The sequence below is a fragment of the Couchioplanes caeruleus genome (assembly GCF_003751945.1).
Lineage (GTDB): Bacteria > Actinomycetota > Actinomycetes > Mycobacteriales > Micromonosporaceae > Actinoplanes > Actinoplanes caeruleus.
This window is the reverse complement of sequence record NZ_RJKL01000001.1, coordinates 2,041,451-2,064,529: the sequence shown is the minus strand read 5'-3', so window position 1 is coordinate 2,064,529 and position 23,079 is coordinate 2,041,451. Positions and strand designations below refer to the sequence as shown.

Annotated in this window: 19 protein-coding genes; 12 read left to right on the top strand and 7 right to left on the bottom strand. The window is 70.1% G+C overall.

Features of this window, described 5'->3' with window-relative positions; all coding sequences use genetic code 11:
* The first annotated feature begins 192 nt into the window (after positions 1–192).
* The 4 genes from EDD30_RS08915 to EDD30_RS08900 are packed head-to-tail and all read left to right on the top strand — an operon-like array spanning position 193 to position 7,602.
* Positions 193–1,197, top strand: coding sequence for a multicopper oxidase domain-containing protein (locus tag EDD30_RS08915; protein WP_071809501.1), 1,005 nt, complete (start codon positions 193–195; stop codon positions 1,195–1,197).
* Positions 1,194–5,096, top strand: a complete 3,903-nt coding sequence (locus EDD30_RS08910) for a ThuA domain-containing protein (protein ID WP_071809502.1) — start codon at positions 1,194–1,196, stop codon at positions 5,094–5,096. Before EDD30_RS08915 ends, EDD30_RS08910 begins: the two co-directional genes overlap by 4 nt.
* A gap of 2 nt (positions 5,097–5,098) precedes the next feature.
* Positions 5,099–6,628, top strand: a complete 1,530-nt coding sequence (locus EDD30_RS08905; protein WP_071809503.1) for an OmpL47-type beta-barrel domain-containing protein — start codon at positions 5,099–5,101, stop codon at positions 6,626–6,628.
* Positions 6,625–7,602, top strand: a complete 978-nt coding sequence (locus tag EDD30_RS08900; protein WP_071809504.1) for a hypothetical protein — start codon at positions 6,625–6,627, stop codon at positions 7,600–7,602. Before EDD30_RS08905 ends, EDD30_RS08900 begins: the two co-directional genes overlap by 4 nt.
* An 8-nt stretch (positions 7,603–7,610) precedes the next feature.
* On the opposite strand, the gene EDD30_RS08895 is transcribed toward EDD30_RS08900, so the two are convergent.
* Positions 7,611–8,726: a neprosin family prolyl endopeptidase gene (locus EDD30_RS08895; protein WP_244945176.1), complete on the bottom strand. Its 1,116-nt coding sequence runs from the start codon at positions 8,724–8,726 to the stop codon at positions 7,611–7,613.
* A gap of 220 nt (positions 8,727–8,946) precedes the next feature.
* Here EDD30_RS08895 and EDD30_RS08890 point away from each other — a divergent pair, with 220 nt between their 5' ends.
* Positions 8,947–10,095 (top strand): sensor histidine kinase, encoded by a 1,149-nt coding sequence (locus tag EDD30_RS08890; RefSeq protein ID WP_244945175.1) that lies wholly within the window; start codon positions 8,947–8,949, stop codon positions 10,093–10,095.
* A 44-nt stretch (positions 10,096–10,139) separates the two neighbouring features.
* On the opposite strand, the gene EDD30_RS08885 is transcribed toward EDD30_RS08890, so the two are convergent.
* On the bottom strand, positions 10,140–10,688 hold the full coding sequence (locus EDD30_RS08885; protein ID WP_071809505.1) for a DUF1062 domain-containing protein: 549 nt from the start codon (positions 10,686–10,688) through the stop codon (positions 10,140–10,142).
* Between the two features lie 362 nt (positions 10,689–11,050).
* Between EDD30_RS08885 and EDD30_RS08880 the strand changes: the two genes are divergently transcribed.
* The 3 genes from EDD30_RS08880 to yidC all read left to right on the top strand — a co-directional run bounded on the left by EDD30_RS08880 (position 11,051) and on the right by yidC (position 13,071).
* Complete coding sequence (locus EDD30_RS08880; RefSeq protein ID WP_071809515.1) at positions 11,051–11,533, top strand: GNAT family N-acetyltransferase; 483 nt, start codon at positions 11,051–11,053, stop codon at positions 11,531–11,533.
* Between the two features lie 119 nt (positions 11,534–11,652).
* Entirely contained in the window at positions 11,653–11,934 is a 282-nt protein-coding gene (locus EDD30_RS08875) for a DUF6412 domain-containing protein (RefSeq protein WP_244945174.1), read from the top strand.
* 231 nt (positions 11,935–12,165) lie between these two features.
* Positions 12,166–13,071, top strand: coding sequence for a membrane protein insertase YidC (gene yidC, locus EDD30_RS08870; RefSeq protein ID WP_244945173.1), 906 nt, complete (start codon positions 12,166–12,168; stop codon positions 13,069–13,071).
* A gap of 608 nt (positions 13,072–13,679) precedes the next feature.
* On the opposite strand, the gene EDD30_RS08865 is transcribed toward yidC, so the two are convergent.
* From EDD30_RS08865 to EDD30_RS08855, 3 genes are read right to left on the bottom strand one after another with little or no spacing between them, the layout of a single operon-like run.
* Complete coding sequence (locus tag EDD30_RS08865) at positions 13,680–15,221, bottom strand: alpha/beta fold hydrolase (RefSeq protein WP_071809506.1); 1,542 nt, start codon at positions 15,219–15,221, stop codon at positions 13,680–13,682.
* A 26-nt stretch (positions 15,222–15,247) separates the two neighbouring features.
* Entirely contained in the window at positions 15,248–16,051 is an 804-nt protein-coding gene (locus EDD30_RS08860) for an ABC-2 transporter permease (protein ID WP_071809507.1), read from the bottom strand.
* On the bottom strand, positions 16,048–16,968 hold the full coding sequence (locus tag EDD30_RS08855) for an ABC transporter ATP-binding protein (RefSeq protein ID WP_071809508.1): 921 nt from the start codon (positions 16,966–16,968) through the stop codon (positions 16,048–16,050). Before EDD30_RS08855 ends, EDD30_RS08860 begins: the two co-directional genes overlap by 4 nt.
* Before the next feature lie 157 nt (positions 16,969–17,125).
* On the opposite strand from EDD30_RS08855, the gene EDD30_RS08850 reads away from it, so the two are divergent.
* Genes EDD30_RS08850 through EDD30_RS08835 form a run of 3 tightly spaced genes read left to right on the top strand, consistent with a single transcriptional unit; the run spans position 17,126 to position 21,353 of the window.
* The gene (locus EDD30_RS08850) at positions 17,126–18,808 is read left to right on the top strand and encodes a sensor histidine kinase (RefSeq protein WP_244945172.1); all 1,683 of its coding nucleotides are present in this window, start codon (positions 17,126–17,128) and stop codon (positions 18,806–18,808) included.
* Entirely contained in the window at positions 18,799–19,437 is a 639-nt protein-coding gene (locus EDD30_RS08840; protein ID WP_071809509.1) for a response regulator, read from the top strand. Before EDD30_RS08850 ends, EDD30_RS08840 begins: the two co-directional genes overlap by 10 nt.
* Before the next feature lie 2 nt (positions 19,438–19,439).
* Entirely contained in the window at positions 19,440–21,353 is a 1,914-nt protein-coding gene (locus EDD30_RS08835; RefSeq protein WP_071809510.1) for a sensor histidine kinase, read from the top strand.
* On the opposite strand, the gene EDD30_RS08830 is transcribed toward EDD30_RS08835, so the two are convergent.
* The gene (locus tag EDD30_RS08830) at positions 21,287–21,583 is read right to left on the bottom strand and encodes a hypothetical protein (protein ID WP_170208264.1); all 297 of its coding nucleotides are present in this window, start codon (positions 21,581–21,583) and stop codon (positions 21,287–21,289) included. The two genes, EDD30_RS08835 and EDD30_RS08830, sit on opposite strands and share 67 nt — an antisense overlap.
* An 88-nt stretch (positions 21,584–21,671) precedes the next feature.
* Here EDD30_RS08830 and EDD30_RS08825 point away from each other — a divergent pair, with 88 nt between their 5' ends.
* A complete protein-coding gene (locus EDD30_RS08825; protein ID WP_071809760.1) occupies positions 21,672–22,343 on the top strand; it encodes a response regulator transcription factor in 672 nt (223 codons plus the stop codon).
* A 56-nt stretch (positions 22,344–22,399) separates the two neighbouring features.
* On the opposite strand, the gene EDD30_RS08820 is transcribed toward EDD30_RS08825, so the two are convergent.
* Complete coding sequence (locus tag EDD30_RS08820) at positions 22,400–23,035, bottom strand: phosphatase PAP2 family protein (RefSeq protein WP_244945171.1); 636 nt, start codon at positions 23,033–23,035, stop codon at positions 22,400–22,402.
* Positions 23,036–23,079: the final 44 nt, after the last annotated feature.

Below are 23,079 nucleotides of genomic sequence, written 5' to 3'. Positions count from 1 at the left end.
TCTCCCCGCCGCTGGTCACGCGGAGCAGCCGGTTACCCCGATGAGCGCGACGGCCAAACCTGCGAACGCCGTCATCGCACGATCGTGCGAGCCGGAGATCGACGACTTTCCGAGGACGGAACCTTTACTTTCGTCGGCCGCAACGCATAGATTGCTGTCAATTGATGAAAGTACCGGCCGGACGGAGTGCGCATGGACGACAACGTTGTCGGCCGGGCCGTGTCGCGCCGTGCAGTGCTCACCGCCGGGGCCGCCGGGCTCGCCGTGCCCGCCGTGGCGGCCGGCGCGTCCCTCGCCGGGCGGCCCGCCGGAGCCGCGGCCGGCGCCACCCGCAAGGTCACCATCTACGCCGAGGCGCTGCCCGGCGGGCTCTACGGTTACGGCCTGGCTCCGGGGCGGGCTACCGTACCCGGGCCGATCCTGGAGATGTGGGAGGGCGACACTCTCGAGATCACCCTGGTGAACCGCACCGACCAGCGCCTGTCCATCCATCCGCACGGCGTCGACTACAGCACCGACTCCGACGGCAGCCCGCTGAACGCGTCCTTCAACGGCCCGGGCGAGACGCGTACCTATGTCTGGCGCTCCCGCGAGATGGTCGCGGCGGAGGGGCGGCGGTTCCTGCCGGGCAGCGCCGGTTACTGGCACTACCACGACCATGCGATGGGTACCGAGCACGGCACCGGCGGCGTCGCCAAGGGCCTCTACGGCGCGCTGATCGTGCGGCGGCGCGGCGACCTGCTGCCGGAGAAGCAGTTCACCGTCGTCTTCAACGACATGCTGATCAACAATCGGACGGCGCCGGACACCCCGATGTTCGAGGCGAACCTCGGCCAGCGCGTCGAGTGGATCGCCATCGGCCACGGCGGCACCTTCCACACCTTCCACCTGCACGCCCACCGGTGGGCGGACAACCGGACCGGCCTGCTCGAGGGGCCCGCCGACCCGAGCGCCGTCATCGACACCAAGGACCTGAACCCCGGCGGTTCGTTCGGCTTCCAGGTGCGGGCCGGAGAGGGCGTCGGCCCGGGCGTGTGGATGTACCACTGCCACGTCCAGTTCCACTCCGACGGCGGCATGGCCGGGCTCTTCCTCGTCCGCAACGCCGACGGCAGCATGCCGCCCGGCGCCGAGGACGCCATCCACCGATTCCACGGCCACGCACACGCGGCGCATCACGAAGGGGTGCTGGAATGAGACATCGGATCGGCCTCGTGGCGACCGTGGTGGCCGCGCTGCTCGCGAGCTCGGCCCCGGCGGCCCCGGCCGCGGTGCAGGAGGAGCCGTTGCGGGTGCTCGTCTTCCACGGCCCGGCGGCGGAGCAGCAGGACCCGGTCGAGCGCGCCGCGCAGACCATCGAGGACCTGGGGGCCGCCGACGACATCGCGGTGACCCGGTCGAACGACCCGGCGGTGTTCACCGCGGCCGGGCTGGCGCAGTACCGCGCGGTGGTGTTCCTGTCGGCCACCGGCGCCGGCCTCGGCCGTGACCGGGAATCGGCGCTGGAGGCCTATGTCAAGGCCGGCGGAGGCTTCGTCGGCATCGGGGACGCGGCCCGGGCCCAGCTCGACTCCGCCTGGTTCACCGGGCTCATCGGCACCCGCCCCGCCGGCAGCATTCCCACGGCGGAACCCGTCGCGCGCGTCGGCGCCAACGCGGAGAACCCGCCCCAGGAGACCAAGGAGAAGCTGACCGACGGCGACGCCACCACCAAGTGGCTCGCGCGCACCCCGACCGCCTGGATCACGTACGAGCTGACCAGACCCACCGCGATCAGCGGCTACGCCCTCACCTCGGCCAACGACGCCCCCGGGCGCGACCCGAAGGACTGGACGCTGCAGGGATCCGCCGACGGGACCACCTGGACGGACCTCGACCGGCGCACCGGGCAGACGTTCCCGGACCGCTTCCAGATCCGCCGGTTCACCGTCGCCGCCCCGCGCGAGTTCGGAATCTACAGGCTCTCCGTCACCGCCAACGCCGGCGAGCCGCTCACCCAGCTCGCCGACCTGCGGCTGTTCACCGGTGCCGTGACCACGCCGCCGCCTCCGGCCGTCCGCGAGGCCGTGGTGGACATCCTCGACCGGCAGCACCCGGCCACCCGGGCCCTGCCGCCGACCGTGCGGCGGGCGGACCGCTGGACCAACTGGGACCCCAACCCGGTCGGCACGGTGCACACCCTCGCGCAGGTCGAGGAGCGTTTCTACGACCCGGGCCCGGGCGCCAACGGCCCGTTCCACCCGATCTCCTGGTGCCGGGACTACGACGGCGGCCGCTCCTTCTACACCGGGATGGGCCACACCGCCGACGGGTACGCCGAGTCCGGCTTCCGCGCCCACCTCGCCGGCGCCCTGCGCTGGACCACGGGCATCCAGCGCGGTGACTGCCAGGCCACCATCGCCGCCAACTACCGGGTCGAACGGCTCACCGCGGCCAACCAGGCCGGCCGGCTCGACCAGATCGGCGAGCCGCACGGGCTCACCATCGCGCCGGACGGCACGGTGTTCTACGTCGGCAAGGCCGCCTGCCCGAGCGGCCCGGTCGTCGACTGGTCCGACCCGGACGTGGGCCTGGGCTGCGGCACCATCCACGCGTACGACCCGGCGAGCAAGCGGGTCACGCTGCTCACCACGCTGCGGGTGATGGGCAACCGAGGCAGCGGCTCCGAACTCGTGAAGAACGAGGAGGGCCTGCTCGGCATCGTGACCGACCCCGCCTTCGCCACCAACGGCTGGCTCTACGTCTTCTGGATGCCGCACGAATCGATCGACCGCGAGAACCGGATCGGGCAGCGCACCATCTCCCGGTTCACCTACGACCGCGCGGCCGCGACCATCGACCAGTCCACCCGCAAGGACCTGCTGCGGTTCCCGGTGCAGATCCACAGTTGCTGCCACGCCGGCGGCGGCATGGCCTTCGACCACCAGGGCAATCTCTACGTCGGCTCGGGGGACAACAACTCCTCCGAGGGGTCGAGCGGATACTCCGGCAACAACTGGACCGCGGAGTACAAGGGCGTCTCCTACCAGGACGCGCGGCGTACGTCCGGCAGCACCAACGACCTCGCCGGCAAGATCATCCGCATCCACCCGGAGCCCGACGGCACGTACACGATCCCGCAGGGCAATCTCTTCCCGCCGGGCACCGCGAAGACCCGGCCGGAGATCTACGTGATGGGCGTCCGCAACATCGCGCGGCTGGCGATCGATCCGGTGCACCGGTGGCTCACCGCCGGCTGGGTCGGTCCGGACGCGCCCGCGCCCAGCCCCACCCTCGGCCCGGCCAAATACGAGACCGCCACGATCATCACGTCCGCGGGGAACCAGGGCTGGCCGTACTGCATGGGCAACCGGCAGCCGTACCGCGACCGCAGCGACACCGACGCGACGGTCCTCACCGGCTGGTACGACTGCGACGACCTGAGAAATACCTCGCCGCGTAACACCGGCCTGGTCGACATCCCGCCGGCCCGCGACAACATGATCTGGTACGCGCCCGGTGGCGGCGGGCCGGTCTTCCCCACCCGTACGGATGGCAGCGGCCTGCCCACCTACAACGCCGCCGACGCGACGTACACCCAGCCCTACCTGCGCGGCGGCGGTCAGGCGATCATGTCGGGGCCGACCTACCACCGGGAGCTCGTCGACACCGCCAGCGGGGTCGCGTGGCCGGCGTACTGGGACGACAAGTGGTTCATCGGCGACCAGTCGAACTCGCAGAACCGGGTGGCGGTCACCGTCGACCCGGCCGGGGTGCCGCGGCAGGCGCCGCCGCTCTTCGGCGAGTCCCTGCGCGCCATCATCCCGGCCGGCAGCGGCGACACCCGGCTGCAGAGCTGGATGGACGCCAAGTTCGGCCCGGACGGCGCGCTCTACCTGCTCGACTACGGCGGCGGATTCTTCAGCCTGCACCCCAACCAGAAGCTGATCCGGGTCACCTACCACGGCGGTCCCGCCACGCCCGCACCCTCGGCGTCGTCGGTGGCCGTGCAGAACAAGCCGTTGACCGTCGCCTTCGACGGTGCCCGCTCCGGCGGCGTCTCCCACCGGTGGGAGTTCGGCGACGGCGCCACGTCGGCCGAGGCGAACCCCCGGCACACCTACGTCCGGCCGGGCTCGTACCCGGCGAAGCTGACCGTCACGTACGCCGACGGCGAGACGGCCACGACGCGGATCACCGTGACGGCCGGCTGCGCGACGCCCGATCGCCGGGACACCGTGTGGCTGGGGGAGGCGGACACCGGGGTCCCCAATCGGTCCGCCGGCGGTGACTGCACGGTCGACGACCTCATCGACGACGAGAGCACCTGGCCGGACCACGACGGCTTCGTCCGCCACGTCACGGCCGTCGCCGACCGGCTGCGCGCCGACGGCGTGATCGGCGCCCGCGAGGCCGGCGCGCTGACCCGCACGGCCGCCGGATCGCCGATCGGACGCCCGGGCCACACCGGGTACGAGTCGCTGTTCGACGGCACCGCGGAATCGCTGCTCGCCTGGCAGCAGGCCGGGCCCGGAGCGTTCACCATCCAGCCGGACGGCTCGCTGCGCGCCGGCGGCGGCCTGGGCATGCTCTGGTACGCCCGGCGCCCGTACGGCGACTTCTCGCTGAAGCTGCGGTTCCGCGACGTGGCGCCGGGGACGGTCCGCGCCAACAGCGGCGTCTTCGCCCGCTTCCCCGACCCTCGCATCCCGCTGGACCAGCGCCCGCCCGACAGTTGCGGCACCGTCGGGGCGGCCCGCACGTCCGCGGCCTGGGTGGCGATCTACTGCGGACACGAGATCCAGCTCTACGACGGCGACACCGGCGAGCCGCAGAAGACCGGCTCGATCTACAACTTCGACCCGGTGCCGGTGCCCGGCACGACGCCGAAGAATCAGTGGAGCGACTACGAGGTCCGGGTCACCGGCCAGCACTACACGGTCGTCCGCGACGGTGTGGTGATCAACGAGTTCGACAACACACCCGGCAAGCAGTCCGCACGCGCCGGCGATCCGCCGACGGATCTGAGGCAGTTCGCCTCGGGTTTCCTCGGCCTGCAGAACCACGGGGACGCCGACCTCATCGAGTTCCGCGACATCCGGGTTCGCGAGCTCTAGCCATGGTGTCGCGAGCGCTGGTGAGCGTGCTCCTCTTCGTCGCCGCGGGCCTGGTCGCGCCGTCGCCGGCGGTCGCCGCCGCGGTCCTCACCTGGACCGCGGACGATGACATCACCCGCTACAAGTCCGCGCCCGCGCAGGCCGAGGCCGGGGCGGTCACGATCGTCTTCGAGAACAGCGCGGCGACCGGCAACGCCACCGGGATGCCGCACACCCTGACCTTCGACACCACCACGCCCGGCTACAACCACGACGTCAGCCTCAACATCCTGGCCGGGCCCTTCGACACGAACAACGGCCGCCACGAGGCGACGGTCACCCTCACGCCCGGGCGCTACCGATACTTCTGCGCGATTCCCGGCCACGGCCAGATGGCCGGCGAACTGGTCGTCACCGGCGGCGGGCCGGACACCACCGCGCCGACGGTCGGTGCCGAGGTCGCGGGGGAGCGGAACACTGCCGGGGACTACCTGGGCCGGGCCACGGTGACCGTTGCCGCATCCGATGAGGGGTCCGGTGTGGACACGATCGAACACCAGCTCGACGGCGGCGGCTTCGTGCCGTACACGAACCCGATCGAGGTCGGCGCGGTCGGCGACCACGTGGTGCGCTATCGCGCCACGGACCGGGCGGGCAACGTCAGCGAGACGGGCACGGTGTCGTTCCGGATCGTCGAGCCCCCGCAGCAGGACACCACGCCGCCGACGGTGACGGCCCAGGTCTCCGGGTCGCGCGACCCGTCGGGCGCATACCTCGGTACGGCAACCGTCACAATCTCCGCCACGGATGCCGGATCCGGCGTGTCCGAGGTGGAGTACAGCCTCGACGGCGGTGCGTTCGTCGCGTACGCCGCACCCCTGGTGGTGAACGGCGCGGGCGCGCACATGGTGCACTTCCGGGCCACGGATGCCGCGGGCAACAGGTCGGCGGAACAGATGGTGGGCTTCACCGTCGTCGTGCCGCCCGCGGAGGACACGACGCCGCCGCAGACCTCGGCGTCGGTGGCCGGCGAGCGGGATGCGACCGGCGCCTACCTCGGCCGTGCGACCGTGACCGTCGTCGCGTCCGACGCCGGCTCCGGCGTCGCCGCCGTCGAGTACGCCCTCGACGCGGAGGCATGGATGATCTACCGCATGCCGGTGGTCGTGTCGGCCACGGGCTCGCACACCCTCCGCTACCGGGCCACGGACGCGGCAGGCAACATCGCTTCGGAGCGGACGGTCGCCTTCACGGTGGTGCCGACGGGTGCGGACCCCTGCCCCGCCTCCGACACCCGAGCGACGGTGATCATCGGTTCCGAGGACACCGGAGTGCCCAATGTGGACACGGGAAACGGCTGCACGGTGAACGATCTGATCGCCGAGCATGCCCCGTACCCCGATCACGGCACCTTCGTCCGCCACGTCGAGGCGGTCACCGAACCGCTGGTCGCCGCCGGCACCCTGACCCGCCGGCAGCAGGGCGTCATCGTGCGGGCCGCGGCCCGCTCAGACGTCGGCACGCACATCCACCGACATGGAGTAGCGCAATGAGACGTACCGCCGCCACGCTGGCGCTCATGGGCACCGCCGTCCTCGTGTCGACGCTGGTGGCCGCACCCGGTGCCCACGCCGGACTGGTCACCCACTGCGTCGGCACAGGTGGTGCGGTGACCGTACCCAACGACCTGTACGTGCCGCCGGGCGAGTCGTGCGCCCTCACCGGCACGACCGTCACCGGCAACGTCAGCGTCGCCGCGGGAGCCAACCTCGTCGTCACCGGCGGACGGCTCAGCGGCGAGATCCAGGTCGCCGCGGACGGCTATTTCGACGCCACCGACACGACCGTCGGCGGCGCGGTCGAGCTGGCCTCGGGCGGCTACGGCGTCTTCCTCTCCAACGTCCGCAGCGGCGCCGTCAACGTCCGGGCCAAGGGCACCGCGACGATCGACAGCTTCCTGTTCGCCGAGCGCAGCACGATCGACGGCAACGTCACCACCCACGCGGGCGAGGTGCGCCTCGACCGGACCACGCAGGTCACCGGCAACGTCAGCAGTTCCGGCACCTACTACACGGACCTGCACGACTCATTCGTCGACGGCACGTTCTCGGTGCTCAACAGCGCCACCGGCAGTGTCGTCTGCGGCAGCGCGGTCCGCGGCAGGGCCACCTTCGCCGGCAATCTCGGCGGGGTGCAGCTCGGCCCGAACGGCAGCCTCGACGGCTGCGCGTCCGGCGGATACTGGGGTCGCGACGTCAGCATCACGAACACCACGGGCGGCGTCACCGTCGACGACACCATCATCGACGGACAGTTGACGGTGACCGCCAACAACCCGGTCGCGCGCATCGCCTCGAACAACCGCATCCGCGGCGGCGTCGTCGGCGAACAGGCCTCGGCAGCGGCCCGCTCCCGGGCCGCTCTTGACGGAGCCGCCGACCGAGGCGAGGCCGGTGACCGGCGTGCCGGCACGCGGCGGGCAGCCGCCGTCGAGGAGGCTCAGGTGGCCGGAGACGCCGGTCTCTGACTCCTCGGTCAGCAGGGGCCGTTGCCCGGTCCGCCGTACCGGAAGGTGCTGGGGCTGAGCGACAGGACGCCGTAGTGCGGATTGGTGCTGCGCACCGACGCGTTCGGATCGGGCCCGTTGACCATCTGGATCGTGCCGATGCGCGACGCCGTGCCGTCGGTGGGAGGCAGCCCCTTGCCCATGTCCGTACACGTGCTCTCGGTGGCGCTGGCGACCTCGCCGAACCACTGGGTCGCGCCCGCGCGGGTGAAGGTGCCGTTCCACAGCTTGTCGGGGAAGTAGCCGACCCACTCCGAGTCGTAGGCGATCCACCACGCCGCCCCGGACCGCTGGACGCCGAAGCGCTTCTGCACGCCGGTCGGCAGCGTGGCGCCGGGCTTGATCGTGGCCTGGCTGTAGACCTCGAACCCGCACGCGTTGTAACAGGTCGGCTTACCGTCCTTCCAGTGGAAGACGAACAGGTGAGGATCGTCGTCGCCGTTGACCTTGCGGTCCACGGTCCAGCCCACCTCGACGACCTGCTTGCCATCCGCGGACTGCACCGCGATCTCGGTCAGCGTGTGTGCGTCCGCGGAGGCGAGCTCGGGCTTGGCGACGTGGAGATTCGCCGAGGTCCCGTCCGTCGCACCGATCTGGGAGCCCGCCGCGTAGTGGTAGAACGTGCCGGACCGGTCGCCCCGGTTGCCTCTCTCGACCTTGGCAGCCGTCACGCCCGGGGCGCTCGTCGCGGCCCTCTCCGCCTGGGCGGCCCTCTTGGCCCGCTCCGCCAGGGCGGCGGGTGCCTGTGCGATCGTGATCCGCGTCGGCTCCTCGGACACCGCGACGTGGCCCTTGGGCGCGAACACGGGCTCGGGCTCCCGCGATTCGCCGGCCTCGGCCGGTGCGGCGTCCGCACCGGCGGCCGCGACCGCGGCACTGCTGAGGCCGGCCTGCGCGCTCTTCAGCCGGGAGGGCCGCTCGCCCCAGGGCAACAGGGCGGGCGGCACGGGCTCGCCCGCCTCGGCGGCGGCGACCGGGGGCGGTGCCTCCTCGGCGTACGCGTTCAGGGTCCAGCCGGTGCTCAGGGATCCGGCAACGACGGCGGTGAGGCCCGCGGCCAGCCAGCCGCGGCGGGTGTTCGACACGTGTCAGTCCTCGTTCATCGGCAGTGGCTGAGGCGTCGGTGACCATACAACGACCTGGATGTATCTGGCTGCCTCCGGGTCCGCATTCGAGCTGAACGGCTGAGCCGGCGGATCTTCGTACGACGCGACCGGATCCTGCCGCGTCATCTCGCCGAGGCACACTTGGGGAGCTAATTGTCGGATATATCCTGCTCCTATCAGCCGTCGACGGATGCAGCGCTTGTTCGGGACCGGGCCGCGCATCGCGGCCCGGCAATCCGCCGCGCTCTTCGCCCTCGCCGGGACGCTCGCACTCGTCGGCATCCGGAACGAGCCGGGGCGCGCCCACGATCTGCTCCTGATCGCCATCGCCGATCTCCTGCTGGCCGGCATGGCGTGGATCCTGCCGTGGCACCGGTGGTCGCGCCGGAGTCCCGCCGTCCTCGCCCTGCCGGGCCTCGCCGTCCTCGGCTTCTCCACCTGGGCTTTCGGCGGGGTGGCCACCGGCACCGGACCCTTCCTGGTGCTGCTCTACACCTGGGCGGCACTGCACTTCCCGCGGTGGATCCTGCTGGCCCTGCTCCCGCCGGCGGCAATCGCGTACGTGGTCCCGCTGATCGTCACCGCCCAACCCCCGGTCGTGCTCGGCAGCGCCCTCATCCTGCTGCCGGTCGCCCTCGCCGTCGCGCTGCTGATCGAGGCGCAGGCGCGGCACCTGCGTGACGACCGCGAGCGCCTCTCCCGGATCGAACGCTGGCGTGCCGCCATGATCGGCGCACTCGCGCACGACGTACGGTCGCCGCTGGCCACCGTACAGATGACTCTCGAGGAACTGCGCGACGGCGCGACCGGGCACACCACGCGGATGGTCGACGCGGCGCTGCGGCAGACCTCGCGCATCGACCGCCTGGCCGCCGGCCTGCTCGACCTGAACCGCATCGACACCACCGGCCACCTGCGGCTCGACCGGCAACCGACATCCGCCCGCGAGGCGGTGTTGTCGGCGCTGTCGTACGTCAGCTCGGCGGACGTACGGGTCCAGATCCCGCACGACCTCACGCTGGACGTGGACCGCGAACGGTTCGAGCAGATCATCGTCAACCTGGTGGGCAACGCCCTGCGCTACGGCGGCCCGCCGGTCATCGTGACGATCACGAGCGACGGGACCACCGACCGCCTGGAGGTCCGCGATCACGGCAAGGGCGTCCCGGAAGAAGTCCGGCCGCGCCTGTTCACCCGCTTCGGCGCGGGCGACCGCGAGGGCGTCGGTCTCGGCTTGTGGATCGTGCGCGAGCTCGCCCAGGCGCACGACGGGGAGGCGCATTATGAACCCGGCGATCCCGGGGCCCGCATGATCGTGACCTTTCCCGCGGCGGGCACCCGCGGTTAGGGCCTGCCCGGCGGCTGTTGCCGGACAGGCCCCTGGTGCCGAGATCAGCGTTTGAGCGTGAAAGTGAAGTCGCCGCAGAGCTTGCCGCTCAGCCGGACCGCCGAGACGAGCTTCCCCTCCGTGATCAGCCTCTCGACCTCGGCCCGCGAGAGACCGCAACCGTCGGCGATCAGTCGCACCGGCCGGACAGGAATCCGCGCCGCAAAGCGGACCGAGACATCGATCACTTCCCGGTCGAGATGATCCGATCCGCCGGTGTCGAGGCGCCAGGCGTTGTTCCAGTCCAGGGCGATGCGATTACGGCGCTGCACGAGCGGATCCTGGATCAGCTCGGCTGTCAGGCGAGGATCGTTGTCATGCAGTCGGTCCAGCAGCTCAGGTCGTATGGAGCGCACGTTCATCCGCTCCAGGAGCGTGAACTTTGCAGTGTCCCCGCAAGCGGTGCACAGCGCGAGGAGCCAGGCGTCGATGAGCTTGTGGTTTGCGTTGATGCGAAATTTGCCGCTCGCCCGGAAGCGTTCGGACGCGCACGCGTGGCAGCGGCGGAGGACCAGAGGTAGGCAGGTGGGCACGACCGCCCAGTTATTGAGCACAGAAGTACACCGTTTTCAGTGAGAAGTCCGCAGCAGGAAGAAGCGCGGCGCACATGCGCGACGCGCGACGAATCAGCGCTCGGGAGGTCTCACAGGGTGTACAACGGCACGTCCTTGCCTAGACGACGTGGTTCGGCAGCACGGTAGTGGCGCACAGCGGCGCTGTTCCACTGGTTTTCGAGCGCCTCACCGCCGGGCTCCGTTCCCGCGGGTCATGGCGGTGCCTAGGGAAGACGTAGTGGGCGCGTCGATGCGGCCTGCCCGGGTCGACGTCCGCTCGGACGCCCTGCTTCCGCACGCCGTTCGCCGACGAGCATTTGTGTCGCTCGTGGACGGTCCGCACCGTGTGCCAGCATCACACCATGCCTGAGTTGATCGTGCGCCCGATGCGAGAGTCCGAGTTCGACGAATGGAACGAGGCGACCAGAAAGGTGCTGGCCGCTTCGCAGGTCGCCATCGGCAACTGGTCCTCCGAAAACGCTCCGGAACTGGCCCGCAAGGCCCGCCGTGACCTGCTGCCGGACGGCCTCGCGACGGAGGGCATGCTCTTCCTGAAGGGCCTCCGGCCGGACGGCACCCCGGTAGGCGCGGCATGGCTGGGTCTGACCCACCCTCGCGGCGTTCCTGACTGCGCATTCCTGTACTTCATCCATGTTGATGAGGCACATCGCGAAACGGGCTACGGACGCGCTCTGCTCTCGGCAGCCGAGGAGGCCGCCTTGTCCCATGGGATGAAGTCGTTGGAGCTCAACGTATTCGGGTTCAACGCCCCAGCCATCCACCTGTACGAAACCTCGGGATACCGCGTCGTGACACAACAGATGAGGAAGTCCTTGGGCGCGTAAATGGCTGGTCTGAACTCGTGATCCCGGCTCGGTCCTGCGTCTCGTTGCTAACCGACAACGGACGCCAGTGCGTTTGATGTACGCGATGGGAAGTTGCACCCTGACGGTACGGTAGCGGCGTGATCTGGTTCGAGGCGTTCCGGCAGGTGGTCAGCGTGCTGACTGATGCCGGCCCGACCGGTCTGCTCGTCGGCACGGGTGCCCTCGCCGGCGTGCTGCTGATCGCTGTACTCGCCGCAGGCGTGGTGCTGAGCCGTCGCGCCACCTCGGTCACCCCGGTCATCACCCGCCGGGCGTTGCGAGAGTGCGCAGGGCGTACCGGCGTTCCACGCCATCGTGATCCCGATGCCGCAGGACGTACCCGGCCGAGAGGGCCCACGGGGCTCCTCGCGGCCGCCTGAGCGTCTTCGCCTCACTGCTCGAATCCCTTACCGCTCGTCGCGGCCGCTGGCGATTACCCATGTCCTGATCCGGCCACTGCCGTTCTTCGAGGGGTTCGTCATGCCCATTGTCCTGCCCTGTCTCGCCGCCGTCGGGTATCCACCCGGCAGCGGTCACACGCCTTCCGAATCCCACTCACGCCGAGCCTTGTCGCCGGCTTCCCACACCTTTCAACCCCGGCGGGTTGCGCGATGAGTGCACTGTTCAGCCCGCTGATGGCGGTGGTCTACTCGGCAATCTCCGCAGTCCTGCTGTTCTGGCACGCTGCCTGGGACACGGTGCTGGAGGGTGCGAACGGCTGGCACACGAACTGGTCCTGGGTGCTCGGCATCGTCTTCCTGGTGCTGACCGTCCGGACCGCACTGATCCCGATCGTGATCAAGCAGGTCAGGTCACAACGAGCGGTGCAGCTGCTGCAACCCAAGGTCAAGGCATTGCAGGGCAGGTACACAGGTGACCGGCAGACCCTGCACAAGGAACTCCGAAAGCTCTACCGAGCGGAGCAGGTCAACCCCCTGATGAGCATCCTGCCGATGCTGCTGCAGGCCCCGGTCCTGTTCGGGTTGCTCCACGTGTTGCGTCACCTCAGGCCGACCGTCACCAGCGACGCCTCCCGCACCCTGTACGGCTGGACTTCGGCACAGTTCGACAGCGCGGCGAACGCACAGCTTTTCGGCGCGCCGATCGCCGCGAGCTTCAGCTCGACCGGAGGCACAGTCAAGATCGTGGCGGCGGTCCTGATCGCGGTGATGGTGGCCACAACCTTCCTCACCAGCCGACAGATGATCCTCAAGACCGGATGGGCTCCGGACCCGCAGGCGAGAACGGTGCAGCGACTGATGCTGTTCGGCATCCCCTTGTCACTGCTCGTCTCCGGCGCGCTGTTCCCCATCGGCGTGGTCCTCTACTGGACAACGCAGACCCTGTTCGCCTACGGGCAACAGGCGTGGATCCTGCGCAGGTACCCACCAACGGACACCGCGAACACCACCGGAATGCGGATCGTTCCCGCCGAGAACACGAGCGGCCGAGCCCCGACATCCGCAGCACCCAAAGTCGGTGCCAAGCCGACGAAGCAGAAGAAGCCCTCCAACTAGGCGACGACCGTGCCGCCCGGTGTCGGGCAGGTGGTTGTGGTCACCTGCCCGACTGTCGTCATGCCGTGCTCAAGGGGCTCGAATAACGCCGGGAGGTCGCGGTAGCCGACGGCTTCACCGCATGCGTTAAGCGCTGCCTCCTGCAGTTCGCCTCGCCGTCGGCCACCGCCACCGCTGCAAGCCCCACCACCACCGCGACCGTCTGCAGCGGCCTCAACCGCGTTCCGGCCGCGCAAGTAATCGCCCGGCCAGCCGTGCCAGCCAAGCGGCGAAGCCGGCCGATGAGCGCACCTCGTCGGAGAATCGGCAACGAACGCCTTCGCCGGATTTCCCTGAACCGCGTTGCAGACGGCACCGTCGACGCGCTGCGCTGCGGCCACACCGGCGGTCCCGGGCGGGAGCCGGTCGCTTCCTGGCCGGGTGCTGGGTCGCTTCCGGGCGGGAGCCGGTCGCTTCCGAGGCCGAGAGCCGGTTGCTTCCTGGCCGGGCGCTGGTCGCCCCGAGCCAGCACCAACGGCAATTCGGCCGACGGAACCGCCACGATCGTTGCGATGACAGTCCTTTCCCTCCAATGCGCACGATCGAGGTGAACGTCTCGGCGCGGCAGGCTATGGGGAGCAGGTCAAATCGGATGCAGGCAGGTTGCCGCTAACTAGGTAGGTGTTCACGGCCGTATCGACGCATGCGGACCCTCGGAACAGATAGACGCCGTGGTCGCGGACACCGGCCAGAGTGATCATTCGGGAACCGGTGAGGGCGCGATGCATGGCCTGGCCCATCTCCAGGGTCGCGTTGATGTCGCCGGCGGCCTGCACGATCAGGGCTGGAACGCCCGTCCTGATGCGGGTCGCCCCCGCCCGCGGCAGCCTCGGCCAGAATGCACACGGGTTGATGTTGCTGGCCAATGGGCCGAACAGGGGTGCCTCGGCGCGTGCCGCCTGGACGTCGCGCCAGTATGTCTGGACGTTGCGCGATGCCGGCGAGTCACCGCACAACATGGCGGTCGCTGCGCTGCGCTGCGCGGAGTCCCGCCCGGTCAACTGTCCCTCCAGCGTGGCCGCGAAAGCCGGCGTCGGTTCGGCGCTGCCATTGTCGGTCGCCCGCGCCAGCACGCGCACCGTGGCCGCCAATTCGAGGGCGTTCTCCTCGCTGTCGCCGACCAGGAGTGTGCCGATGACACCGGGGATGATGGTGTCGTCGACCAGGTAGGCACCCACACGCAGAGGTGTGCGGGCGGCGGCCAGATACACCCGGTTCACCGTCTCGAGAACCCGTTCGGTCGTCGTCCCGAGGTGAACACTCGCGTCGTGCGCCGCGGCCCATCCGGCCCATTCCCGAAGTGCCGCCTCATGACGTGCGGTCGCCGTGCGGTCACGCAGGATCGCTACTCCGGGGCGATTCGGGTCGATGGCGCTGTCGAGGACGATGCGCCCGGCCCTCTGCGGGAACTGCGCGATGTACTGCGCGCCCAGATAGCTTCCCTGCGAGTAGCCGAGGAAGGACAACTTCGGCGCACCCAGCACGGCCCGGATGACGTCCATGTCGCGGGCGGCGTTCTCCGCGCTCGCGTACGGCAGGAGGTCGGCGTGAGCGCGGACACATCGGGAGGCCAGGTCGTTCGACATCGTGACCATCCGGCGGAAGCTTTCCCGGTCCGCGCCGGCGGAGCGCGGCAACCAGCTCGCCGGCCAGCCGCAGTCGATCGGCGTGCTGCGCCCGGAGAATCGGATGTCCATGCCGATGATGTCGAATCTGGCGCCGGTTTCGCCCAAGCCCTGCCTGGCCTCCGGAACGCGGGAGAGCACCGGGTTCGCGGGACCGCCCAGGTTGATCAGCAGCGGCCCGGCGTAGTGAGCCGGGTCGGTGGCCTTGCTGCGGGCCACAGCGACCGTGATGGTGCGCCCGCGCGGCCGGTGGTAGTCCAGTGGTACGCGGACGTCACCGCATTGCACTCCCGCCTCGTCCAGAGCGCGTCCGTCGGCGTCGTCCACGCCGTGCTGACACGACTTCCAGTCGATGGCCTGGTGATGGAACCAAGCGAGTCCTTCGTCAGCGTCCTGCGTCGTACCGGCCTGAGCGGGAACGATTCCCACCCCCGCCGTAGTGGCCAACACTGCGGCCAGCACCGCGCCCAACCGTGGTCGTTTCATCGAATTCTCCTGATAGGGGTGGCAGCTCAGGCATCCCGGCGGCGCAGTTGCCACGCGGCCAGCCCGAGCACGATTGCGGTGTAGAGACAGAACAACCCGAATCCGGCCCACGGAGCGAGCGTGACCGGGTCTCTGTAGACGCTGCTGACGGCCGCGCCGGCCGGGGTCGGCAGATACCGGTAGGCCGCGTCTGACATCGACTCCGGCAGCAGCCCGAATACGAGTTGCGGGGCGAAGAGGAGTCCGAACAAAGCCGAGATCCCGGCGGCGGTGTTACGCAGCAGCGCGCCCAGACCGAGGCCGAGCAGGCCCACCGCGGTGAGGAACAAAGCACTGCCGAGCACGGCCCGCATCACGCCAGGCTGGCCGAGGCTGGTGTCCAGGCTTTCGGCGGCCAGGATCGATTGGCCGGCGAGGAACGCGACCAGCACGGCGGGCACTGCCAGCAGGAGAGTAGTGAGGCCGAACGTGATTGCCTTGCCCCACAACATTGGCAGGCGGCCCGGCACCGCCGCCAGGCTTGCCCTGATCGATCCCGTGGCGTATTCGCCGGTGATGAACAGCACGCCCAGTACGCCGATTGCCAACTGTGCAAGCTGTACACCGGCAAGGCTGACCGCGGTGGAATCGAAGGTGGACGGATCGGCCGGCGGCCGGGCGGCGCGCAGGCTGGCGTACGCCAGCCCGACGCCGATGACGAGCGCGACGGTAGCCGCCAAGCACCAGATCGTGGATAGCAGAGAACGCAGCTTCGTCCACTCGGACCCGATCACGCGGAGGTAGGTGACACGCTGTTCGTGGCTGTAGGGCGGAAGGAAGAGACTCGTCACGACGGCGCTCCGACGGTAGCCGCGCGGTATTCGACCGCGTCGCCGGTCAGGTCGATGAAGGCGTCCTCCAGCGAGGAGTGTTGTGCGGTGAGCTCGAGCAGCGTGATCCCCGCCGCACCGGCGGCCTTGCCGATCTGGTCGGTGGTCAATCCGGACACGGTCAGTGCTTCGTCCGGCTCGAACGAGACCTCGATGTCGGGCCCCGTCAGGTGGGTGATGAGCGCATGAGGTTCGGCGGTGCGTACCCGCACCACGCTGCGAGCGTGAGCTCGTAGGAACTCCGCCATACCGGTGTCGGCGATCAGGCGACCCTTACCGACGACGATGAGATGCTGGGCGGTAAGTGCCATCTCGTTCATCAGGTGCGAGGAGACGAAAACGGTGCGTCCCTCGGCGGCGAGGCTTTGCAACAGCGCACGCACCCAGCGGATGCCCTCGGTGTCGAGACCGTTGAGTGGCTCGTCGAGCACGATCGTGCGCGGGTCGCCGAGCAACGCCGTGGCGATGCCGAGCCGCTGCCCCATCCCGAGCGAGAACCTGCCGGCCCGCCGCCGTGCAACGTCGGAGAGACCGACAGCCTCGATCACGTCGTCGACCCGCGAGCGGCGGATGCCGTTGGTGCGAGCCAGTGCCAGCAGATGGTGGAACGCGGTGCGGCCGGGGTGGATCGAGCGTGCCTCCAGCAGCGCGCCCACCTCGTGCAGCGGTGCCGGGTGTGCCCGATATGGCCTGCCGTTCACCAGCACCGAACCACTCGTGGGCGTGTCCAGGCCGAGAATCATCCGCATGGTGGTGGATTTGCCGGCGCCGTTGGGGCCGAGGAAGCCGGTCACCAGGCCTGGGCGGACAGTGAACGTCAGCTCGTCGACGGCAAGCTTCTCGCCGTACCTTTTCGTCAGGTTGCGTGCCTCGATCATTGGTTGCTCCTCATGTCGTCAGGCCGGTGTTGACGCTGCCAGTGCACGAGGGCGCTGTAACTGGGGTTGGCAGCCCCATCGCCTTGGGGTTTTCCCTACCCTGAGACGTGGGGTACGCCCGATGGCCGACTGGCGCCGGCATCCCTACCGTGAACGCATGACCCGCAGCTCGAACGAAGTCGCGACGCACCCGAGGCCCTCCAGGCCCGTGATGCTGCTGCGCTCGCTGGCTTCGCCGGAAGCCTGGCGCGCGACCTTCCATGTGGTGACCGGGATGCTCTTCAGCGCCGTGACGGGCGCCACTATCTGGCTTCTGGGTGTGGTGTGGTGGGCGTCCCTCGCCAGCCTTGTCGTCGGGCCGACCGGTCACTGGCTGCTACCCGTTCTGTACGTAGCCGTCACCCTCACCAGCCCGCTGGCACTCCTCGGCTGTGTGCGGTTCCTCAGCGCGATGCAACGGGAGCGGTTCCGGGCCGTGCTCGGTCTCGACATCGCCGCGCCGATGCCCGACCCGGGCACGGGTTGGCACCGCATTCTCCGGCCGTGGACCGCCGCCTCCGTGTGGCGGCAGCTCGCCTACCATCTGCTCGCCCCGCTGCTGGGCGGCCTCGGCGGGGTGGTTGTTCTGTTCTGTTGGTTTGCGCCCGTGCTCGCGATCCTGTCCGGCGACAATCTGTCTCTGCGGAGCTCCGTGGTGTGGTTCGGCGGCGCCGCGGTGCTGCTGTTCGCAGCGCCGTGGGTCGCGCGCGGCGTCGCCGTGGCCGACACGGCCGCGGCCCGACGCCTGCTTGGTCCTGGCCGTGCCGAAAAGCTCGCCGAGCGGGTCGAGTCGCTGGCACGCAGCAGGGCAGATCTCGTGGACGCCGCCGACGCCGAACGGCGCCGCATCGAGCGCGACCTGCACGACGGTGTGCAGCAGCGCCTCGTCTCGCTCGCGATGAATCTGGGCATGGCCCGCGCGACACTGTCCGACCGGTCACCGGACGTGCAGGAGGTCGTTGCCGCTGCCCACGAAGAGGCCGTGACCGCGCTGGCCGAGCTGCGTGACTTCGTCCGCGGCCTGCACCCGGCGGTGCTCAACGACCGGGGACTCGATGCGGCGCTGTCCGGCATCGTCGCCCGGGCACCCCTGCCGGTGAAGCTTCGCGTCGATGTCGCACAGCGCTGCTCGCCGAGCATCGAAGCGATCGCCTACTTCGCCGTATCCGAAGCGCTGACCAACGTCGTCAAGCACGCGAACGCGAGCAGGGCCGAGGTCGTGGCGGAACGCCTCGGTGACCGATTGATCATCACGGTGACCGACGACGGGCACGGCGGCGCATCGGTGGACGGCACCGGCCCAGCCTCCGCCTCCGTCTCCGCCTCGGGCTCGGGCTCGGGCTCAGGCAGGGGCTCGGGCACAGGCTTGCGCTCGGGCATGGGCCTGCGCACGGGCACGGGCACGGGCTCGCGCTCGGGCATAGGCACGGGAACGGACTTGGGTTTGGGCAACGGCGTGGGCGTGGGCAACGGCGTGGGCGTGGGCAACGGCGTGGGCGTGGGCAACGGCGTGGGCCTGAGTAGCGGCGTGGGCACGGGCACCGGTACCGGCACGGACTTGGGCACCGGCACCGGCACCGGCACCGGCACTGATCTGGGCTTGGACATGGGCGCCGGCTTGGGCTCGGGTTGGCCCTCCGGCTCCGGTCACGGCTTGAATTCCGGCTTCGGCTCGGGCGGCGGCGCCGGCACCGGGCTGCGAGGGCTGGCACAGCGGGCGGCGGCCGTCGATGGAAGTCTGACAGTGGTGAGTCCCCCGGGAGGTCCCACGACCGTTACCGTGTCTATCCCATGCGAGTAGTGCTAGCCGAGGACTCCGTTCTCCTGCGAGCGGGTCTTACGAAGTTGCTCACCGATGGTGGCTTCGAGGTCGTCGCCGCGGTGCCCGACGCCGACCAGTTGCTGGGCGCCGTCGATGCGTACCGGCCCGATGTCGTGGTGATCGACGTGCGGATGCCACCGACCTATACCGACGAGGGGATTCGCGCCGCCCTTGTCATCCGGCGGCAGCATCCGGAGATCGCGGTGTGTGTGCTCTCGCAGTACGTGGAGGAGCGGTACGCCACCGACCTGCTCTCGGTCGACACCAGCGGCATGGGTTATCTGCTGAAGGACCGGGTCGCGCACGTGTCGGATTTCCTGGACGCGCTGCGCCGTGTGGCTGCGGGCGGCACGGCGTTGGACCCCGAAGTCATCTCCCAACTACTCGTGCGGCACGACGACCCGATGCGGCGTCTGACACCGCGCGAGCAAGATGTGCTCAGGTTGATGGCAGAGGGCCGCTCCAACGGCGGCATCACCGAGGCGTTGAAGGTCAGCCACAGCGCGGTGGAGAAGTACGTGAGCCACATCTTCGTCAAGCTCGACCTGCCACCGACCGACACGGACCACCGCCGGGTCCTGGCCGTGCTCAAGTATCTCGGGAGCTAGGGGTGGTCCGTGGCAAGGCATACGGCGGCCTTCATCTCCTGTCGGCCGAGCCGCGCGATCTCAGCATGCAATCGGGTGTGGGCATCGGAGAGGCGGACGCGGACCACCAACTGGTGCAGCGCCCGGTCGGTACGGTACCTCTGGTGGTGAATCTGACGAACCTCCGGGACCGGATCGCGACGGCGGGCACGGGGGCGGTCCTGCGGGTGTCGCTGCTTTGGGCGGTGATGTGCCTGTCCCTCGCCGTGAGCTCAACGGGCGACGGCCGTCCGTGGTGGAGCCTGGCGCCGAGCGTGGTCGCGATCACCGCCGGGTTGTGGTTGAGCCGTTTCCGTCCGCTCGCCGCGGTGCTGGCCGTCCTGACCGTCAGCGTGCTGGACTGGCGCTTGTTCGTCGCTGTGTTGTTCATGGGCTACCACGCCGGGCGGCGCCGTCCGGTGACTGCCGGGTCGCTCGGCGGGTTCGCCGCAGTGGCAGCCATCGGCAGTATCGTGCAGTCACTGCAGGGCTCGGATCTCTACACGATGCTGGTGTGGCTCGGCGGCGCAATCGTTCTCGGCCTGTTCCCGCTGCTGATCGGGTCGTCGCGCCGGTTGCGGGCCGAGCTGGTGATCTCCGGCTGGGAACGGGCCGCCCAGCTCGAGCGTGAGCAGCGCATCGTGGCAGAGCAGGCGCGCCTGCAGGAGCGGGCGCGCATCGCCCGGGACATGCACGACTCTCTCGGGCACGAGCTGAGCCTGGTCGCCCTCCGCGCGGGCGCGCTCGAACTTGCCGAGGGGCTCGAGGCGCGGCATCGCGCAGCGGCCTCCGAGCTTCGGGCCGGGGTGGCGACCGCCTCGGAACGGCTCGGCGAGATCGTCGGGTTGTTGCGTGATGAGGCCGACGAGGTGCCTCTGTACCCGGTCGACGAGCAGATCGAGGAACTTGTTGTCCGTGCCGCGAAGTCTGGCGTCCCGGTGACTCTGCACGTCGGTGGCGAATACGACGACGTGGCACCGATGCAATACCGCGCTGCTTACCGCGTGGTGCAGGAGTCGCTCACCAATGCGACCAAGCATGCCCCGGGCGGTTCGGTGAGCGTGAGCCTCGGCCGGGTGGAAGACGAAATTGTGGTGTCCGTGCGGAACAAGGCGTCCCCGCACCGCGCCACCGTGTCACCCATGACCGGCGGGCGCGGCCTTGCGGGGCTACGAGAGCGGGTCAGCCTCGCCCGTGGGGTGCTACGCGCCGAGCCTTGCGACGGCGGCTTCGAGGTCGAAGCGCGAATCCCCGCGAATCCAGATCCGGATCTCGTATCGGCTGGCGAGCCGGAACCGGCACGCATAGGTCCGGGCAGGCGTGAGGTGTCGGCTGGCGGGTGGGGGGCGGCTCGCGTGCGTGGGGGCGAAGGCGGGGTGTCGGCTGACGGGTCAGGGGCGGCTCGCGTGCGTGGGGGCGGGCGGGTGTCGGCCGGCGGACGAAAGTCGGCAAGCCAGCGTCCGGGGCGGGCTCAGGTGTCGGCTGGGTCGGAGCCGCTAGCTGTGGCTCCTGCGTACGCGGCCGGATTTCGTGACGCCGACCGCAATGCGCGACGCGGGCTCGTGCTTGCCCTCAGTGTCCCGTCGGTGCTGGTCGCGGTCCTCGTCGGCACCTTGATGCTGGTGTACGCGCACGACAGCCTGACCTCGCGCCTTGCCCCGGCCGACTTCCGCGCCCTGCAGCTTGGCGCCGGCCGCGATGAGGTCGCCGACCGGCTCCCGGGCCGGCAGGTGCCGGAACGGCGCGATACTGCCGGCCCGTTCCCGCTGCCCGGCGCCACCTGTGAGTACTACCGGTCCGCCGCGGGTTTCGTGCCGGCTCCCTTCGACGTCTACCGGCTGTGCTTCCGCGACGGCCGGCTTGTCACCAAGGACGTGCTGCCGCCGCCGGGCGGGTGAGGGCGCTGCTGCCGGGTCGCGGCGGTGGCGTGCGGGGGCGCGGCGGTGGCGTGCGGGGGCGCGGCGGTGGCGTGCGGGGGCGCGGCGGTGGCGTGCGGGGGCGCGGCGGTGGCGTGCGGGGGCGCGGCGGTGGCGTGCGGGGGCGCGGCGGTGGCGTGCGGGGGCGCGGCGGTGGCGTGCGGGGGCGCGGCGGTGGCGTGCGGGGGCGCGGCGGTGGCGTGCCGGCGCAACCGGTGTATCTGCCGTGCTCCGCGCGGGACACGCGGCGGCTCAGCGGAACGTGTCCCGGTGTGGCGACGATACGAGGAAGGTGTGAATGTGATCCGGGTGTTGCTGGCCGACGATGAGGCGATGATCCGGGCCGGGGTGCGGGCCATCCTGGCCAGCGAACCGTCCATCGAGGTCGTCGCCGAGGCCTCAGACGGACACGATGCCGTCGAGCGGGCGCGGCTGCACCGTCCCGACGTTGCCTTGCTCGACATCCGGATGCCTCGGCTCGACGGCTTGCAAGCGGCCGCGGAGATCCGCCGGCTGGTCCCGGGGACCGCCGTCATGATGCTGACGACGTTCTCCGAGGACGAGTACATTGCTCGTGCGCTTGCCGAGGGTGCCGCCGGATTCGTGCTGAAGACGGGCGATCCGCGGGAGCTGATCGCCGGCGTGCAGGCGGTGGCGGACGGTGGCGCCTACCTTTCGCCCAAGGTTGCCCGGCGCGTCATCACCCACTTCAACGGCGGGTCCACCAGCGGGCACCTGACCCGGGGAGCGGCGGCGCGCACCCAGCTCTCCGGGCTCACCCACCGTGAGCGCGAGGTGCTGCGCCTGGTCGGACATGGTCTGTCCAATGCGGAAATCGCCGCTCGCTTGCAGCTCGTCGAGGGAACCGTGAAGACCCACGTCAGCACGATCCTGAGCCGGCTCGGGGTGCGCAACCGGGTGCAGGCGGCGCTGCTCGCGTATCAGGCGGGGCTTGCCGACCCGGAGATGTGAAGATCTCGGCCGGTAACAGCCCGTGGTCACGGCTGTGTCGTGCGGTGTGCCGGAGATCAGCGCCGTTCGGCGGGGGACATCGTGGTGTCGTGCGGTGTGCCGGCGGTCAGGAGTCTGCCCACAAGCGGCCTCCCGCGCATCCTGCCGACGAGGGCGGTTGACGGGCGGACAAGGGACGGTGTCAGGACCAGGACGGTAAAGGCGCCCAAGAGGAAGCCGGCCGCGACATCGTGCGGGTAGTGCACTCCCACGAACACGCGGGAGAACGCGGCCGCTGCGCCGATCGGCACGGCCGGCAAGCCGACGCGCCAGGATGCGAGCAGGATCGCGGCGGCCAAGGCTCCGGCGATCGTGGAGTGGTTACTCGGGAACGACCAGTCACCGGTCGGCGGGCACTCATTGGCGATGATCACGACGTCGGCGAAGGTGCGGCAGGGGCGTTCCGCCTCGAGGTAGGTCTTGGCCCATTCGCTGAGCGCGTACGAGACCACCACGCCGACGCCGCCGAGGAGCGTGAGTGCCATGGTGCGGTCCGCCTTGCGGCGGGCATGCCACCACACGAGCGCGAGCAGCCCGGCGAGCAAAACGATGGCCAGCTCGGTGAAGTGCTCCATAAAGGTCTGGATCGGCCTCGGCGTGCCGGCGGCGAACTTCACGACGGCGAGGTACCACTCCCCGAAGATGTCGGGCACATTCGTGATCGTGACGGTTCGGACCTCGGCGAAGGCGAACGCCG